Source organism: Nocardia sp. NPDC051750, from assembly GCF_044453135.1.
In the GTDB taxonomy this organism is placed as follows: Bacteria; Actinomycetota; Actinomycetes; order Mycobacteriales; family Mycobacteriaceae; genus Nocardia.
The window spans coordinates 1,293,699-1,310,232 of sequence record NZ_JBITCK010000002.1 but is presented as its reverse complement, the minus strand read 5'-3'; the positions used below and the strand labels follow the sequence as shown (position 1 = coordinate 1,310,232).

Sequence of the window (16,534 nt, the reverse complement as noted above, 5' to 3'; positions counted from 1 at the left end):
CCGATACCGCGGGTCGAGCCGCCGACCCACTCCCGGCAGCAGGCGGGGCGTATCAGGTTTCGCCCCCGCCCCTTCGGGTGGTTCGACCCGTCAGACCGGCCGCGGTCAAGGCGAGATGCCCGGTCAAGGCCGCGGCCGCGGCGTCGGCATCGCGGGCCAGCGCCGCCGCCTCCAGCCGGCCGTGTTCTTCGGCGTCGTCCCGGCCGGGATTGCGGTGCGCCGACCAACGGCGCGCGAGTTCGCTCGCGGTCCACAACCGATCGAAGGTCTCCAGCAGGACGACGTTCCCGCAGCCCTCCACCAGGGTGCGGTGAAAAATTCGATGAGCCTCGGACCACGCCTCGCTGTAGTACTCACCTTCCTCCGGCACGAACGCCGGGGTACGGACCAGACGGTGATGAGCGGCCCGTACCCGCGTCTCCCATTCGACGTCGCCGCGCTCGATCGACATCCGCAGCAGGACCGGTTCGATCGTCCGGCGCGCCTCCGCGATCTCCTGCCAGCGGCGGTCGGAAAAGGCCGGGACGGCGAAGCCACGGTTGGGCAGCCGATCGGCGAGACCCTCCCCGACCACTCGCACGAGAGCCTCACGCACGATGGCGAGGCTCACGCCCATCTTCCGCGCGAGATCCTGCGGTTTGAGCGGATCGCCGGGGGCGTAATCCCCGCGCATGATCGCGTCCCGCAGGCGTGTGTAGACCTGCTCGGAGAGCATCTGCTTCCCGGGCGATACCGAGGCCCGGGCCATCCCGATCATGCGTCCAGCATAAACAATATGGACGATAATCGATTATTTGTCCTATCATCGATCTTGCCGCCGGAGCCCTTCGCGAAATCGCGAACTCCGCCGGCACTTCGCGACACCGGCACAACCCAGCAGGAGCGAGACAATGAGCGCCGACGATTCCTTCACCCAACTTCCCGCCACGGACAGCAGCGCCGCCACCGACATCGCCCCGGGACAGCCCCGCCGGCACACCGCGGCGGAAACACTTCCCGCCGCAGAAACCTCCGAACGACTCGAAGTCTCCCGGCTCATCCCCGCGCCCGCCGCCGCTGTGTTCGCCGTCCTCACCGACCCTCGAGGACACGTCGATATCGACGCGTCGGGAATGCTTCTCGACGCCGAAGGAGACCCGGTCCGGCGTCCCGGCGACCGATTCCTGGTCCACATGGACCGGGAAGCCCTCGGCGACGTCCCCCTGGGCAAATACGACGTCGAGGTAGTCATCACCGAACTGACCCCGGACGAGGAAATCGCCTGGACCGTCGAAGCCCGCGGACGGCAGTTCGGTCATATCTACGGTTACCGGTTGAAGCCGGCCGAGGACGGCACTCTCGTCACGTCCTACTACGACTGGTCGGCTGCCGACGAGGAGTGGAAGGCACGCGTCACCTTCCCGGTGATCCCCGAGTCCGCCCTCAAAGCCACCCTCGGAATCCTCGAACGCACCGTCCGCCGGCGAGCCGCCGCCTGACCGACGTCGCCGAGACCGGCCGTTCCACCTGTGGCCGACCTCGATATCCGTCACCGCCAGGGGTGGTTGACCGGGCGTACACGGTGACTTGATCACGACACCTGTCCTCAGTTGTCCAACGAAGATGTCACCGACCCGTATCAGGCACAGAGTGGACGCCCGAGTTCATCCTCAATGGGTGACGTCACACGCTTGGTGGGTTTCTAAGGTCGGGAGGTACCTGCCGGGCCAGGGAAGGGACTTCGTCGTGGCCGAGATCGTGACTCGTGAAAACTTCGTGGAAGCCGAGACGGCGCACTACTTCCGGGAACAGCTCGCCAAGGCCCCGGTCAACCAGTACTTCCACAACCGGGAGCCGGTGAATGTCGACACCCAGATCATCATCCGATCCAATGTGGATCTGATCTACTCCTACGCCGTAGTCGACGTGACCGAGGAAGCCACCTTCACCGTGGCGCCCTCGCAGGAGTACCAGATCGCCCAGATCATCGACGAAAACCACTATGTCGTCGGGGTGGTCTATCCCGGCGAGATGCTGACGGTGCGCAATGCCGACCTGTCCGCCGGCAACCACGTGTACGTAGCGGGCCGCACCGCGACCGCGGGCGGGCTCCGAACCGCCCAACAGTTGCAGGACGCCCGGCGGATCACGGCGACGACATCGAACCCGTACCGAGGTCGTGACTTCGACGGAGAAACCCGCAAGTCCGTCGGAGCGGAGCTGGAAACTCATGCCGCCGAAGCCGACTTCGCGAAGGCTTTCGGCACACCCGACACCACCGACCCCTACCAGCACCTGCTCGGTGCCCGACTGGGATGGGGCGGGCTGCCTCCAGGGCACGCCCAATACTTCCAGGCCATGACCACCAGCACCGGCGCCGACGTATGGACCTTCGATGTCCCACCGCTGGACTACGGCCACAACGGATACTTCTCGGTGATCAAGTACGACGACATGGGCTGGCTCGATGTCGAGCGCCCGGGCCTGTCCGATCGCGAACTGGTCCGCAACGAGGACGGGACCATCAGCATCTGGTTCGGTGACGACCGCGTCTCCGATCGGCCGAACGTCATCCGCGCCACCGAGGGACAGAAGTTCTACTACGGCGTCCGCCTCTATCGACCCCTCGACGTGGAACAGACCCGCCGCTATATCGATGGCCTACGGAGCGCGCCGATCACTCCTGTCACGGATTGAACATGACCCAATCGAACGCCGATGCGCACTCTCACGGGCGGCGACGGGCCTTGTCAGCGGCGCTCGTGGTGACAGAAATCGTGAGCAGGTGACAGATACGGTGGTCAGCCGCACCCCCCAGCAGGCACAACCGAGTTCGGGAGATACGCTAAAATTCGAACATGAGTTCGAACGACTCGATCCGAGACCAGCTCAGCGCCTTGGATCGAGCCGTCAACGCGCTGCTCGGCATCGACCTCGACAGCACGCCCGATGCCGAACTGGCCGATATGCTCACCCGTATCGCGGCACGCGCGCGCAATCTGACCGGGTTCACCGCCAGGGTCGCCCACTGCCACGAAACCAGGCGGGCCGCGGGCACGCCCACCCGAACCGCCGACCTTCCCTTTCCTGCCGTCGACAGGGCCGCCACCCCCGCGGCGGTCGCCGAACCCACCGCAGCCGGGCGACGCCGACGCCGATCGGGCATTGTTTCCGGAGACAACCGCAGCATCATGTCCCGAGGAGCAACCGTGACCGCACCCCTGCGCGTGGAGCGCACCGGCAACGTCGTCGTCTGGACCATCGACAACCCCGGCCAGCGCAATCCGATCTCCGACGAGGCGACCATCGAAGCACTGGAGACCGCGGTGGCCGAGGCCAACCGCGACCATTCGCTGCGGGTCGCCATCCTCACCGGTGCGGGCACGGCGTTCAGCGCGGGCGGCAATGTCAAACACATGCGCGACAAGGCCGGGATGTTCGGCGGAACCCCGGCCGAGCTACGCCAGGGCTACCGGCACGGCATCCAGCGCATCCCGAAAGCGCTGTACCACTGCGAAATTCCCACCATCGCCGCGGTCAACGGTCCCGCGATCGGCGCCGGCTGCGATCTGGCCCTCATGTGCGATATGCGGATCGCCGCGAACACCGCAACCTTCGCCGAGAGTTTCGTCCGCCTCGGCTTGATCCCCGGCGACGGCGGAGCCTGGCTGCTGCCCCGCGCGGTCGGCATGGCCCGCGCCAGCCAGCTGGCCTTCACCGGCGCGGCCATCGACGCGGCCACCGCCCTCGACTGGGGAATGGTCAACGAGGTCGTCGAACCCGACCAGCTCCTCGACACCGCCCACCGGCTGGCGGGTGAGATCGCGGTGAACCCACCGCATGCCTTGCGTATGACCAAACGCCTGCTGCGTGAGGGTCAGCACCAGAGCCTGGAGACCTTGCTGGAACTCTCCGCCGCCATGCAGGCGATCACCCACCACACCACCGACCACGACGAGGCGGTGGCCGCCATGCTGGAGCGGCGGGCGCCCCGGTTCACCGGCGACTGAGACGAACCGCTCACCAGTGCGCGATCCAGCGAGGAATTCTGCTGAGACTCGGAAGGGTAGTGCGCGGCCGGCCGAATGACTGCCCCGCCGGCAGCCACGGCGTGGGTATACCATCAAATGCATGGGTCCAAGTGGATGATCGACACCTCGAAGGAGGACCGGTGATGGGCACGCACGACCGGATCGCCGACGACCCGGTGCTGGCCGCAAAAAGGGACACCGACGAGTATCGGAATGCGCGCGAGGTCGCTCGGGTCGAGATCGCGCTGGCCCGGGCGGTATTCAAGCGCCGGACGGCATTGGGCATGTCACAGACGGAACTGGCCAGACGGGCGCAGATGACACAACCTGCGGTGTCTCGGCTGGAAGCCGGCGGTGGTGGCGTTCCGACACTGGCTGTGCTCGACCGGCTCGCCCGCGCACTCGGGGTGCGGTTCTCGGTCACGGTCGGTGCCGACAACGCTGACGAAACGCTCGGACTGACTGCCTGATAACCCACGCCCTGCAGAACCTCATCCCCACACCGCCGGGCACGCAAGGGCCATTCAGGCCATGCTGGAGCGGCAAGCACCCAGGTTGCCGGAGGCCGACGTTCACCGGAGCAGACAGATCCGAATCATCCAGGGGCGGGTTCGAGTCCGATACGGCGGCGCAGATCGACCAGGTAGCGATTCCGCAGCAGGGCCGGCTGCCGTTCGTAGAGCAGATCGAACGCCGCATCGACGATCCGGTCCACGATCACGCCGAACTGCACTGCGGATACCGACACGCGGCCTTTGTGCTGATTGGATGAGATCGCCACTTCGGCACCGTCGTTCTCCACGCGATAGACGAGAGGTTCCACGGTCATACACGTTTCGACCCGGTCGTCGTTTTTCAGTGCGGCGGGCAGATATTGCCACGCCAGCGCGAAGTCCACAACCGGCGCCCAGACGGTGGAGAAGTCATGGCCGCCGATGGTCAGCTCGACGTCCGCGCGGAACCGGTAGGCGATGAAGTCGTTCTCGCACAGGTCTTCCCAGCCGACCGGAGCCCGGTCTCCGAACAACGGCGCCGGAACCCGGTCCGACGCCCAGGACGGGTCATCTCGATGTGGCACGTATCGAATACTGAAAGCCGGTTGTGACATGATCCGAGCACCCTATCCGGCCGGAGTATCGACGAATCGACCCCCGAGTTCAGTATCGCTACCGGGCTCGGGGGTCGTGATTCGGGTAATCAGGGGCGATCGAACTCGCCGTCCTTGGCCCCGGCCAGAAACGCATCCCACTCGCCGGGAGTGAAGACGAGTGCCGGACCGGTGGGGTTCTTGGAGTCACGGACGCCGACATGCCCGCCGACCAGGTGGGCAGCTTCGACACAATCGCTTCCCCCTTGGCTACGGCTGCTCTTGAACCAGGAGGCCCGAGACAAGTCGATCATTCTCACTCCTTCGAAATCCGCAGCATCAGGTCTCTGGATGCCGACGGGGACAACGCTACATGCCGGATACGGTCGGCTTCGCGAGCGTACTTCGAAACCTCGACGTCTCGCTCTATGTACAGGTCGCCGGTGAAACCCTCCATGAACGCGACGGGCGGTTCCTGGAGCTTGGATGCGTGCAGCGGCGGGAAGCTGAACAGCACGAACGAGCGTGACATCAGGCCGACCGGGTTGGTCTCGGCAGTGGGCACGATCCGAACCTCGACACCGGGAGCTTCCGACTTCTCTATAAGGTGCCTCACCTGATCGGCGATCACGGATGAGCTACCGACGTTGTATCGGAGAACCGCCTCGGTGAGCAGGGCCTCGAACTTGAAGCCCGGTCGGTCCAGGAGGTTTTGACGCCGTTGCGCAAGGTCCAAAGTCCGGTTGACGTCCTCCGAGGACCGATCCGGGCTTGTAGCCCAGGTAAGAGCCTGCCGGTAGTCTCGGGTCTGGAGTAGACCGGGAACCACGGTCGACTGCCAAGAGGTCACCTGGTTCGCTGCTTCCTCTAGGGCGAGATAATGATCGAACCCTGACACCATGGCATCGGCGTAGGCTCGCCACCATCCTCTGCCCGAGGCGGTTGCCTCGCGGATCTCACGGGCGAGGTCGAGCAGTAGCCGCCGCTCCTCGTCGGTGGCCTCGTAGGCATTCGCCAGCGCATTCAAACCCAAATCGGTGACCTTCGTCTGCCAGCCGTCCTCGATGCGTCCGTACGATTGCGGAGATATCTCGGCTACGCGGGACGCGGCCGACTGGGTATAACCGGCCCGCTCACGGAGCTTTCGGAGTTGGCGTCCCAGGGCCCGTCTGGGCAGCGTGGACGCGTTGGTACGTGTCGATCCTTTTGCCATGTCGTTGCCTTTGCTAACAGGATGTTTGAATTCTGGAAGCCCGCACACGGAACGCTGCACATGGAAACCTCAGCCCCGCAATGGGTGTGGAGGAATTCCAGAATTTTGCCTTGGAAAATCCAGTTTCGCGCTTCCCAAAGCGATTGGGGCAGCGCTCTACTGAGGGAGCGCCCGGTGCAGGCCACCTCGAATCACAGTCGAGGACACCAGTTCGACGCCAGGAGTGCCGAAAGCTGGTGGTCTTCACGACACAGCCAGTGGACCTCAGAAGAACACTGACGACACGTGCCGGACCCTGCACCGGGTGCTCACCGAAGACTATGCCAGGAGCGGGGTTTCATCATGTGCGCAAATGAGTCATTGCCGGTCAGAGTCCGGGGCGAGTCCGGGATTCGCCCACCCACCGAGTGGGCGCTACCCACGCCGGTCCAGCTGGAACTGCTGCTCGCGGCTATGCGGCGGTGGACCGAGGACGGTGAGCATGCCTGACCGAGCCCCCGCGGCGGTCGGCTTGGTCCGACTCGACATCCCGGCACCGGATATCGACCTGTACGAACTCGCCGCGCGCAACGGGTGCCGGCTGCTGTACACGGTCAAGACGAATGCCCGGCCTCTCGTCGTCACTTACGCGCTGGCGAAGTACGCCGCCGAGTACGACGCGCGGGCGGTGGTGGTCCCGGGGTTCGAGCATGCCGACGATATCCGCCACATCATCACCGATAACGCCGCACTGATCACGCCGAGGCAGATCTATCCCCGTGGTTACCGCTGGAATCGAGAGGACATGCCGTGTGGTGGGGATATATAGCGCTGAGCGTGGTCACCTCCGGCATGCTCGGTTCGATCGGGCACACGATCCTCGTCGCGTGGTCGATCGACAGAGACGAGGGAAAACACCGGACATCATCCGCGTTCGAGCGCCTGCTCCGCCGTTTCCATCAGTAATCGACCCCGGCGCTACTCGGATGTGCCATGAGTGGGTTGTCGTCGACCTCCCGGTGACGAAAAGGCTCCGGCTGCCCGGGCGGTAATTCCCGGGCAGCCGGGGCTGTTCCGTATCGGGCGGACATGGACAGGTATCGGCCGCTCGGACCAGTTCTGCGGCAGCCGTTTCTCATGTGCCCATACGACCGGCTGCTACCGCTTCTCGACCACTCGCTCTCCCTCACCCGGTTTCCAGATGGTGACCTTCAGGAGATCGTCGTCGACCTCCACCGAGGAGGCGGAGGTCAGGTCGGCGACGAAGAAGTGGTCGACCGGCCGGCCGCGCAGGTCCAGTCCGCTGTCCTCGTACAAGTATTCGGCGAACCGGGCGTGCAGCGCGGTATCCGGATCGTCGACCACGACGCCGAAGAGTTTCGCGTCGCCCTCGGTGACCATGGTGTCGACGGTCGCGGTGTGCAGGCAGAACCGCGGGTCACGCAGGAGGTCCAGGAATTTCGTGGTGCCCGGCATGCCGGCGATCACCAGTTTTTCCTCGAAGATCATCGGTTCCACCGGGCTGATCCGGGGGAAACCGTCCGAGCGCAGCGTGCCGAGCATGCACAGATTGCCTGTGGCGATATGGCGGCGGCGAAAGATCTGGCTGATACGCGGCGCCTCCGCGGTGAACTCGCTCCATGTCGTCATACCTCCGACGGTACGACGCTCCGGCGGCATCACAGGTCGCGACGGGCCGCGCGTATGCCTGCTCCCGGGCACGAACCTTCCGGACACGAAGCTCTTGCGCCCGCTAGCCCTCCGGCAGGATGCCCAGCGCCGCGCAGGCCGCGTCGAGGGTGGCCTCGCGCAGCTCAGCGAGCGGGGTATCGGCCAGCAGAACCAGGCAGTCGCCGAGCCCGCCGAGCGCGACAATGGCGCGGGCCCGGGCGGCGATATCGGCGTCGGGGCCGACCAGCAGTGTCGTGAGACGGCGCCGCCAGTCGACGATGCGTTCGACGAAGCCCAATTCGCCGAGGGGTGCGATATCGCGGATCATCAGCGCCGTGACGGCGCGATGCCGGTACGAGACGTCGAAGTAGCGGCCCAGCAGTTCCCGTGCGTCGATCGGACCGCTACCCGCGCGGGCCTCGTCCGCATCGATGGCGGCGGAAGCGTCGTCGATCAGTGGTTGCACCAGGCTGCGCAGCAGGTCTTCGCGTGACGAGAAATGGTAGTAGAGAGCGGGTTTGGTGATTCCGAGACGTTCGGCTATATGGCGCAGACTCGTCTCCCGGACACCGCGCTCGGCGAACAGCTCCAGGGCCGCGGCCTGAATGCGCTCTCGGGTCTCGGTGGATCGGGGTCTGGGCACGAGCTCCACCCTAGCGCGTTTACCTATCGGTAAGTAAACTCGTTTACCTACCGATAGGTAAACAAATGAGGCGGCGGATATGGAAGTTCTGATCGTGGGCGCGAGCGTGGCGGGCCCGGTTCTCGCGTACTGGCTGGACCGATTCGGTTTCACCCCGACGGTGGTCGAGCGCACCCCCCGGCCGCGGCTGGGTCTCGGCGGTCACGCCGTGGATCTGTTCGCCCCGGCCACGGAGGTGATGGACCGGATGGACCTGGTTCCGCGGCTCCGCGCGGCGAGCACGGAATCGACCGTGCTGCGGTACGAGCGGCCGGGCAGACCGTCGTTCGATCTCGACCTGCGTGAACTCTCGGAGGCATTCGCCGACGGCAGCCACCTCGAAATCATGCGCGGCGAACTGGCGGAGATCCTGCACGACGCCACCCGAGATCGGATCGACTACCGCTTCGGCGCTTCGATCAGCGGGCTCACCGAGCATGACGACGGTGTCGACGTCACCTTCGACAGCGGCGAGACCCGCCGGTTCGACCTGGTCATCGGCGCCGACGGCCTGCATTCCACGGTCCGGCGGCTGGTATTCGGCCCGGAGCAGCAGCTGCGGCATCGGCTCGGCGGCTGCCTCGCGGTCGGCACCCTGCCGAACTATCTCGACCTGCCGGCGCTGACGGTGATCTACAACTCGGTCGACCGCCTCGCGGCGATGTATCCGGTGTGGCAGACCGGCCAGGCCCGCGCGGTGTTCCTGTTCCGGCCCGGCGGGGACATCTCCTTCGACCATCGCGATATCGATGAACAACGCCGGTTGCTGCGGGCCGCGTACGCCGGTGAAGGCTGGGAGGTACCGCGACTGCTCGACGAAATGGACCGGGCCGACGACTTCTATCTCGACACCATCGACCAGATCCGGCTCGACTCCTGGTCACGCGGCCGGGTGACTCTCGTGGGCGATGCCGGCTACGCACCCGGCCCGGCCGTCGGCGGGGGCACCACGCTGGCCGTCGTGGGCGCGTATGTGCTGGCGCGGGCGCTGGCCGAGGCCGGCGGCGCGCACGAGACAGCGTTCGCTGCCTACGAGGAGCAGCTGGGCGATTACGTACGACGCTGCCGCGAGGTCGCACCGGGGGTGCTGCGCCGCGGAATTCCGCGGTCCCGGGCACGCCTGAGGTTCAACGAGTACGCGATGCGCCTGTTGCCCCGGCTTCCCGCCGGCATCGTCCACCGCCTGATGGCCGACGGTGCGAGCAATACCTTGTCCTCGTTCACCCTGCCGGACTGACCGCCGCCGCGGTCAGCCCGAGTTCCGCAGGGCCGTGGCCAATCCGTTCATGGTGAGCAGGATGCCGCGCTTGACCAGTTCGGAATCGTCGCCGCCGCGCAGCCGGCGCAGGAGTTCGACCTGCATCTGATTCAGCGGTTCCAGATACGGGAACCGGTTGCGGATGGACTCGGCCAGCGACGGGTTGTCGGCCAGCAGATGGTCGTTACCGGTGATGGCCGCGTGCATCGCCACCGTGCGGGCGTGTTCGGCTTCGATCATCCCGAAGATCCGTTCGCGCAGGGCGATATCGTCGACGAGGTCGGCGTAGCGGGCGGCGATCGCCAGATCGCTCTTGGCCATCACCTGCGCCAGGTTCGACATGACGGTGCGGAAGAACGGCCACCGCCGGTACAGGTCCGACAGCCGGGCGAGACGGTCCGGATCGCCGTCCACCCATTCCTCGAGGGCGGTACCGGTGCCGTACCAGCCGGGCAGCATGACCCGGGCCTGGCTCCACGACATCACCCAGGGGATGGCCCGCAGATCGGAGACCGAACTGGTGGGTTTGCGGGAGGCCGGGCGGCTGCCGATGTTCAGGTCACCCACCTCGGCGACCGGGGTCGATTGCCGGAAGTACTCGACGAAACCGGGGGTCTCGTGCACCAGTTGCGCGTACGCCGCGCGGGCGCGGGCGGCGAGATCGTCCATGAGGGCGTAGGAGGGCTCGGCGTCGGCGCCCAGGCCCTCGACATCGAGGAGTGTCGATTCGAGCGTGCCCGCGATGAGCGATTCCAGATTGCGATGCGCCGACCCGTGCTCGGCGTACTTCGCGGCAATGACCTCGCCCTGCTCGGTGAGCCGCAGCGACCCGCGGACCGCACCGGCGGGCTGGGCGAGGATGGCGTCGTAGCTGCGGCCACCTCCCCGGCCCACCGTGCCACCGCGACCGTGGAAGAGCCGCAACCGGATTCCGTGTTCCCGGGCGAGGTCCACCAGATCCAGCTCCGCGCGGTACAGCGCCCAGTTCGCGGCCAGATAGCCGCCGTCCTTGTTCGAATCCGAATAGCCGAGCATCACCTCCTGGCGCATACCGCGCGCCGCCACCAGCGACCGGTACTCCGGAACCGCCAGCGCCGCCGCGAGGGTGGACGCGCCCGCCGCGAGATCCTCGATCGTTTCGAACAGCGGCACGATGCCCGCCGGGCAACAGGGTTCGCTGCCGGCGGTCCCGGGATCCAGCAGGCCACCTTCCTTGAGCAGCAGCGCGGCCTCGAGCAGATCACTCACCGAGGTGCACATGGAGATGATGTAGTTGGGTACCGCCTCCGCGCCCAGCGTGGCCACCACCTCGGCAGCCGCCCGGATGATCCCCAGTTCCTTCGCGGCGAGATCGCTCAGCCGCGCATGCGGGCCCAGCAGCGGGCGGCGGGTGCGCAGTTCGCCGGTGAGCAACCGCACCCGGTCCGCTTCGGGCAGACTCGGATAGTCCGGATGGACACCCGACCAGGCCAGCAGTTCGGCGACGACCTGCTCGTGGGTTTCGGAGTTCTGCCGCATATCCAGGCCCTGCAGATGGAACCCGAAGGCTTCCACGGTGTGGCGCAGGACCGCGAGCCGATCATCGGCCAGCAGGCCGTCACCGCTCGCGCGCAACGAGGCGTCGACCGCGGCCAGATCGTCCAGCAACTCCTGGGGCGTGGCGTACGGCCGGACCCCGGCAGCGGCAGTGGCGTCCTCGGCGCCGAGTGCGATGAACTCCCGCATCCGGGAATCGATCGCCGCGACCGGATCCGCGGAGGCAGTCGCGGCGGATACCTGCCCGCCGTCGGAGTTCCCGCCACCCACCGCGGTCAGCGCACCGCGCGCGGTCGCCGTGAGCCGGGCCCGGATCCCGTAGAGCGCCCGGCGGTACGGTTCGTCGGCGAATGTGGCCGGATCCGGATAGCCCGCCTCGGCCAGCGCGCGCACCGCCGGAGTCACGGGCACCAGCCGGGCCGACAAGGCCAGCGTTTTCTCCACCTGCACCAGATCTCGCAGATACCGTCCGAACGCCACCCCGGCCGCCTGACCGGCCGCGGTCCGCACCACCTCCGCCGTGACGAACGGGTTCCCGTCCCGGTCACCGCCGATCCACGACCCGGTGCGCAGAATCGGTTTCGGCAGCAGAGCCTGCTCGGGCCAGCGCGACCACAGAGCCGCCCGGACATCGGCGTTGATCGCCGGAATCACATCGAGCAGGGTGAGCTCGTAATACCGCAATCCGACCGCGATCTCGTCCTGGATCCGCAGCCGCGACAACCGGATCAGCGCGGTCCGCCACAGGGTCAGCACCTGGCGGCGGATCTCCAGGTCGAGCCGGGCCTGCTCGGATTCGGGCGCACGCTGGCGCTGTCGCATCAGCTCGGTGATCCGGGTCTGGGTGTCGAATACCGTGCGCCGTCGCGTCTCGGTCGGGTGGGCGGTGATCACCGGCGATACCAGCGCGTCGGCCAGCAATTCGGCCACCCGCTCACCCCGGACCCCCGCGGCATCCAGTTTCCGGTAGGTCGCGGCCAGCGAGGAATCCTGCGGCGCCTCCCCCGCCGATTCGTGGGCGGCGCGGCGGCGGTCGCGCTGGATATCCTCGGCCAGGTTCGCCAGTAGCACGAAATAACTGAACGCGCGGATCAGCGGCAGGGCCACGCCGATCTCCACACCGGCCAGCATTTCGGCAACCGCGCTGCGCCGGACCTCCTCCCGCCGCACCCGGAACGCTTCGACCCGCACCTTTTCGACGAGGTCGAACACCTCCGCGCCCTCGTGATCGCGAATGGTGTCACCGAGGACGCCACCGAGGAACCGGATGTCCTCGCGAAGCGGCCGGGTCGCGTCGTTTCCATTACCGGTCTGCGCATCACCCATGGTCAGACAGTATGGTCGGCCGCCGGGTCCACGGCTGTGACGACGCACACGACCGCGCCGAACCTACGCGTGTCGGTTCTCGATTCCGTCGCGAAGATCCGCGTGCCGTGCGCACCGCTCACGATTCGGACATCGCCGCAGGCGCGGAGATGCGTCCGGCGCCGGACAGCCACACCGCGGTCGCGACCACGCCCCAGGCGAAGACGAGTTCAGCGCAGTTGGTCAGCAGCATGGGCGGCATCGCGGCGGACACCACTGTCATCGTCACCGTGGTCACCGTCCAGAGCCGGTAGCCGCGCACCCGCCACACCGCCGCGGCCGCGACCAGGACCACCACGACGGTGACCACCGGTGACAGCACGCCCGCCGGGGAGGCGTGCTCGGTCGTATAGCGCACGGTCCCGGCCCATTCCGCCGGCCGCAGGGCCAATCCGGCCAGTTCCCCGAACACGCCCAGCAGGATCACACCCAACGTCGCCGCATAGACGACCGCCCGCACCAACGCTCGCCGCACCCAGGTGACTCCGGCCAGGCCCGCGGCAGCCCGCGCCCACGGCATCAGGAGCGGAGTGAGCACCAGATGCGCCACGAACCGGAACACCGACAGTGTCTCCAGTGCGTCGCCGGCGCCGATCCAGCGGCCGGCCGCGAGTATCGCGTTGTCGTAGACCAGCGCCGCGCAGACGACAGCGGGCACGATGAGCATCCGGTCCCCGGTTCGCCGGTACCGCAGTACGCACCAGCAGACCAGCGCCAGTTGCCCGGCGGCGAGCACCGCGAAAAGTATCGAAGCCGGCACGGCACACCTTCCCGGCCCGCGGCTGTCGCCGGACCGATGCCATACCCTACTGCGGCCGCCCGGCACGGCGACGGTTCGGCCGGGCGGACAATTCCGTGATCCGGCCCGCGAATCGGACGATCACCGCACCGAACAGGCACCGCACCACCGCGCCCCGAGCGCACGGCCTACACGAGGTAGACGTCGCGCCGGCCGATCCCGCGCGCGGGATCGGCCGTACCGGGGACGCGCGCGCCGCCGAGCTCCGCGGAGCCGAGCAGTTTCTCGAACCGGCACCCCCCGCCATCGCGTTCGGCGCCGCCCACTTCGGTATAACCGGAGGCCCGGTAGAGGCTCCGCGCCTCGGGCTGGCGATCGCCCGTGGTCGCGAACGCCCGGCGATAGCCGAGGCGGACCATCATCGTCTCCAGTTCCGCGAGTACCCGGCTCGCCAGCCCACGACGGCGCTGCTCGCGGGCAGTCCAGACCCGCTTCAGCTCGGCCGTGGTGCGATCGGATCGGCGGAAACCGCCACCGGCCAGTGGCTCTCCGTGTTCGACCAGCACCACCAGGTCCCCGGTCGGCGGGGTGAAATCGGCGGCCGGCCGGGCACGCATCCGCTGATGTATCGCACCGGCGGATGCGCCGTACCGGGTGCTGTATTCGATGGCGAGTTCCACCGTGACAGCGGCCGCCAGCGGGTGGTCGGGCCGCACATGGTAGATCCGCGGCCCCTGTGCTCGAAAATCGATTGCCGACGGTGTACTCACGCGCAGTCCTCCATCACCCCTGGCCATTGCGCCACACCACACGGCCACTCCGGATGGTCCTTCGAGATTAGCGAACCGGACCTGCAGAAACACCGGTTCGAGTCGAGTGTCACCAAACTCTGGACACCGTTACGTCGCGTTTACACCATCCTGTGTTCACTACTTCGAAACCTGAACCGCGCGCGGCGCACCCGCATCACACGCGGTCCGGAAACCCTTGCAGCAGCCCCGGTACGACACCGGTCGCGGCGGCACTTGCCGGGCGCGTCCGAACTGAGAGAACCGGGCGTCGTTCACCGCAGTACGAACGCAGGCGCGCCGGGTAGCCCGGGCCACCCGGCGCAGCCCGATCCACCGTTACCGCGGCACGGCGGCTACCGGTGGACGAGGGTCGCCGATCAGGGCGGCGCGACAGCCTATGGCCGCCACCAGTGCGACCGCTACGAGCACACCGCTGGTCACCACCGGTCCGAGAGACCCGAGCGAGGTGGCGAAGGCGACCGCCGCGACCGCCGGCCCCACCGCGGCACCGATATTGAGCGCGGCTGTCGCATAGGAACCGCCCATGGCCGGCGCCGCTGCGGCCTCGTACAGGACCCGCGCGATCAAGGTGCTGCCGAGTGCGAAGGACAGGGCTCCCTGGACGAAGACGAGGACCAGCAGGACCGCGGGACGGTCCGCGGCGACCGCCGTCGCGAACCAGCCGGCGCACAGCAACGGCCCGGCCACCGCGACCACGACCCCGGGGCGGGTGTCGGAGAGCCGTCCGGCGGCCGTCACCCCGGCGAAGGAACCGGCGCCGAAGAGCACCAGCGCCACCGGCACCCACAGATCACCCAGTCCGGCCGGCCCGGTCACCAGCGGAGCGAGGAAGGTGAAGGCACCGAACGTGGCGGCGTTCACCAGGGCACCGAGCAGCATGACGGCGATCAGCCCGGGACGGGCCAGCACCGCGAGTTCGGCGACGAGACCCGGGCCCCGGGTCGCCGAGTCCGCCCGACACGCCGGAATTCCGGTGAGCACGCCGATCGCGGCGGGCACGCAGACGAGCGCCACCGCCCAGAACGTGATACGCCAGCCGAAGAACGCGCCCAGCAGAGCGCCGCCGGGGACCCCGGCGATGGTGGCCAGCGTGGTGCCCGAGAGCAGCACCGCCAGTGCCCGGCCCCGCTGTCCGGCCGGAACCAGCGCGGTGGCGGCGGTCAGCGCGACGGCGAGGAATCCCGCGTTCGCGAGGGCCGCGATCACCCGGGTCGCCACCAGCACCGGGAAGCTGGTCGTCATCGCCCCCGCGATATGCGCCGCCAGGAACACGAGCACGAATACCAGCAGGCTCGACCGCGCGGGCCGATTGCGGGCGAGTGCGGCCATCAGCGGCGCGCCGATAATCATTCCGACGGCGAAGGCCGAGGTCAGCAGGCTCGTCGCGGCGATATCCACGCCGAGATCCGCGGCAATATCCGGCACGAGACCGGCCAGCATGAATTCCGACGTGCCCATGGCGAAAACCGCCACGGCAAGGAGATAGAGCGAAAAAGGCATCAGCAGGCTCCGAGGTGGGAGAGACAGAACAGAGACGTCTCGTCACCCCGGTCAGCTACCCGGAGGTCGACACTGCGCGGTGCCGGCGACAGCAGGGCACCGCTACGAAATCAAGGAGTTCAGGGACTGACGGGGGTGACCGACAGCCCTGCTCTGGATGCCTCCGGGCTCGACATGGAACGAAGGCTACCAACCACCCGAGCGAACAGCATCTCGATATCGCCCGCTCACCCCGCTCCACTGTCCGGCGAGAGTCCGGACGGCCCCGCTGCGGTCAGCCGAGATCGTCCAGCCGGACCCGGACACTGACCCGGCCTTTCTCGTCACGCCGCGAGGTCGCGTGACCGCGACGGGCACCGTCGCGGAAATGCAGCAGGAGCGGGGCGCCGTCGCCGAGAAAGTTGCGCCACCAGTTCTTCTTGTCGGGCATGGCGACGCCGATCACCAGTTCGTCGCCCTTCTTCAAGTAGTTCACCGGAGTACGGAACACCTGCCCCGAGCGCCGTCCCACGTACTCGATCTCCACGAAGCCCTTGCCCAGCAGCGGTCCGATGACGGGTACGCCCATCAGGGCCACCATTCCGGCGTTGAAACCCCGGACCGCCCGGCCCATCAGTGTCGTCGATGCCACGGAATCCTCCTGATCGCTACCCGACAGTGCCCGAATATTTTCCGAGCCTAG

At 67.4% G+C, this 16,534-nt stretch carries 18 protein-coding genes; 7 read left to right on the top strand and 11 right to left on the bottom strand.

Annotation, left to right across the window (positions count from 1 at the left end):
- Positions 1-52: 52 nt before the first annotated feature.
- Positions 53-757, bottom strand: coding sequence for a GntR family transcriptional regulator (locus tag ACIA75_RS13520; protein WP_397103357.1), 705 nt, complete (start codon positions 755-757; stop codon positions 53-55).
- A gap of 133 nt (positions 758-890) precedes the next feature.
- Here ACIA75_RS13520 and ACIA75_RS13515 point away from each other — a divergent pair, with 133 nt between their 5' ends.
- From ACIA75_RS13515 to ACIA75_RS13500, 4 genes are all read left to right on the top strand, one after another.
- Positions 891-1,478, top strand: a complete 588-nt coding sequence (locus ACIA75_RS13515) for an SRPBCC family protein (RefSeq protein ID WP_397103355.1) — start codon at positions 891-893, stop codon at positions 1,476-1,478.
- 247 nt (positions 1,479-1,725) lie between these two features.
- Positions 1,726-2,676 carry a hypothetical protein gene (locus ACIA75_RS13510; RefSeq protein WP_397103353.1) on the top strand — a complete coding sequence of 317 codons (951 nt, stop codon included), beginning with the start codon at positions 1,726-1,728 and terminating at the stop codon, positions 2,674-2,676.
- A gap of 494 nt (positions 2,677-3,170) precedes the next feature.
- Positions 3,171-3,989: a crotonase/enoyl-CoA hydratase family protein gene (locus tag ACIA75_RS13505; RefSeq protein ID WP_397103512.1), complete on the top strand. Its 819-nt coding sequence runs from the start codon at positions 3,171-3,173 to the stop codon at positions 3,987-3,989.
- A gap of 164 nt (positions 3,990-4,153) precedes the next feature.
- Positions 4,154-4,480, top strand: coding sequence for a helix-turn-helix domain-containing protein (locus tag ACIA75_RS13500; RefSeq protein ID WP_397103351.1), 327 nt, complete (start codon positions 4,154-4,156; stop codon positions 4,478-4,480).
- A 125-nt stretch (positions 4,481-4,605) separates the two neighbouring features.
- Here the strand turns inward: ACIA75_RS13500 and ACIA75_RS13495 are convergent, their stop codons facing one another.
- The 3 genes from ACIA75_RS13495 to ACIA75_RS13485 all read right to left on the bottom strand — a co-directional run bounded on the left by ACIA75_RS13495 (position 4,606) and on the right by ACIA75_RS13485 (position 6,370).
- A complete protein-coding gene (locus ACIA75_RS13495; protein ID WP_397103349.1) occupies positions 4,606-5,088 on the bottom strand; it encodes a hypothetical protein in 483 nt (160 codons plus the stop codon).
- A 119-nt stretch (positions 5,089-5,207) separates the two neighbouring features.
- The gene (locus ACIA75_RS13490; RefSeq protein ID WP_397103347.1) at positions 5,208-5,411 is read right to left on the bottom strand and encodes a DUF397 domain-containing protein; all 204 of its coding nucleotides are present in this window, start codon (positions 5,409-5,411) and stop codon (positions 5,208-5,210) included.
- Between the two features lie 2 nt (positions 5,412-5,413).
- Positions 5,414-6,370 (bottom strand): helix-turn-helix domain-containing protein, encoded by a 957-nt coding sequence (locus ACIA75_RS13485; RefSeq protein WP_397103345.1) that lies wholly within the window; start codon positions 6,368-6,370, stop codon positions 5,414-5,416.
- A 282-nt stretch (positions 6,371-6,652) separates the two neighbouring features.
- Here ACIA75_RS13485 and ACIA75_RS13480 point away from each other — a divergent pair, with 282 nt between their 5' ends.
- Both ACIA75_RS13480 and ACIA75_RS13475 read left to right on the top strand, forming a co-directional pair.
- Positions 6,653-6,799: a hypothetical protein gene (locus ACIA75_RS13480; RefSeq protein ID WP_397103343.1), complete on the top strand. Its 147-nt coding sequence runs from the start codon at positions 6,653-6,655 to the stop codon at positions 6,797-6,799.
- Positions 6,792-7,118 (top strand): hypothetical protein, encoded by a 327-nt coding sequence (locus ACIA75_RS13475; RefSeq protein WP_397103341.1) that lies wholly within the window; start codon positions 6,792-6,794, stop codon positions 7,116-7,118. Before ACIA75_RS13480 ends, ACIA75_RS13475 begins: the two co-directional genes overlap by 8 nt.
- Positions 7,119-7,447: 329 nt before the next feature.
- Here ACIA75_RS13475 and ACIA75_RS13470 read toward each other — a convergent pair whose 3' ends face one another.
- Positions 7,448-7,939, bottom strand: coding sequence for a pyridoxamine 5'-phosphate oxidase family protein (locus tag ACIA75_RS13470; RefSeq protein WP_397103339.1), 492 nt, complete (start codon positions 7,937-7,939; stop codon positions 7,448-7,450).
- A 103-nt stretch (positions 7,940-8,042) separates the two neighbouring features.
- Entirely contained in the window at positions 8,043-8,603 is a 561-nt protein-coding gene (locus ACIA75_RS13465; RefSeq protein ID WP_397103337.1) for a TetR/AcrR family transcriptional regulator, read from the bottom strand.
- Positions 8,604-8,682: 79 nt separating this feature from the next.
- Here ACIA75_RS13465 and ACIA75_RS13460 point away from each other — a divergent pair, with 79 nt between their 5' ends.
- A complete protein-coding gene (locus tag ACIA75_RS13460) occupies positions 8,683-9,879 on the top strand; it encodes an FAD-dependent monooxygenase (protein WP_397103335.1) in 1,197 nt (398 codons plus the stop codon).
- Positions 9,880-9,891: 12 nt separating this feature from the next.
- On the opposite strand, the gene ppc is transcribed toward ACIA75_RS13460, so the two are convergent.
- The 5 genes from ppc to ACIA75_RS13435 all read right to left on the bottom strand — a co-directional run bounded on the left by ppc (position 9,892) and on the right by ACIA75_RS13435 (position 16,483).
- Positions 9,892-12,762, bottom strand: a complete 2,871-nt coding sequence (gene ppc, locus ACIA75_RS13455; protein ID WP_397103333.1) for a phosphoenolpyruvate carboxylase — start codon at positions 12,760-12,762, stop codon at positions 9,892-9,894.
- A 118-nt stretch (positions 12,763-12,880) separates the two neighbouring features.
- The gene (locus tag ACIA75_RS13450; RefSeq protein WP_397103331.1) at positions 12,881-13,561 is read right to left on the bottom strand and encodes a hypothetical protein; all 681 of its coding nucleotides are present in this window, start codon (positions 13,559-13,561) and stop codon (positions 12,881-12,883) included.
- A 167-nt stretch (positions 13,562-13,728) separates the two neighbouring features.
- Positions 13,729-14,310 (bottom strand): GNAT family N-acetyltransferase, encoded by a 582-nt coding sequence (locus ACIA75_RS13445; RefSeq protein WP_397103329.1) that lies wholly within the window; start codon positions 14,308-14,310, stop codon positions 13,729-13,731.
- 357 nt (positions 14,311-14,667) lie between these two features.
- Positions 14,668-15,852: a Cmx/CmrA family chloramphenicol efflux MFS transporter gene (locus tag ACIA75_RS13440; protein WP_397103327.1), complete on the bottom strand. Its 1,185-nt coding sequence runs from the start codon at positions 15,850-15,852 to the stop codon at positions 14,668-14,670.
- Positions 15,853-16,126: 274 nt separating this feature from the next.
- A complete protein-coding gene (locus ACIA75_RS13435) occupies positions 16,127-16,483 on the bottom strand; it encodes a hypothetical protein (protein ID WP_397103325.1) in 357 nt (118 codons plus the stop codon).
- Positions 16,484-16,534: the final 51 nt, after the last annotated feature.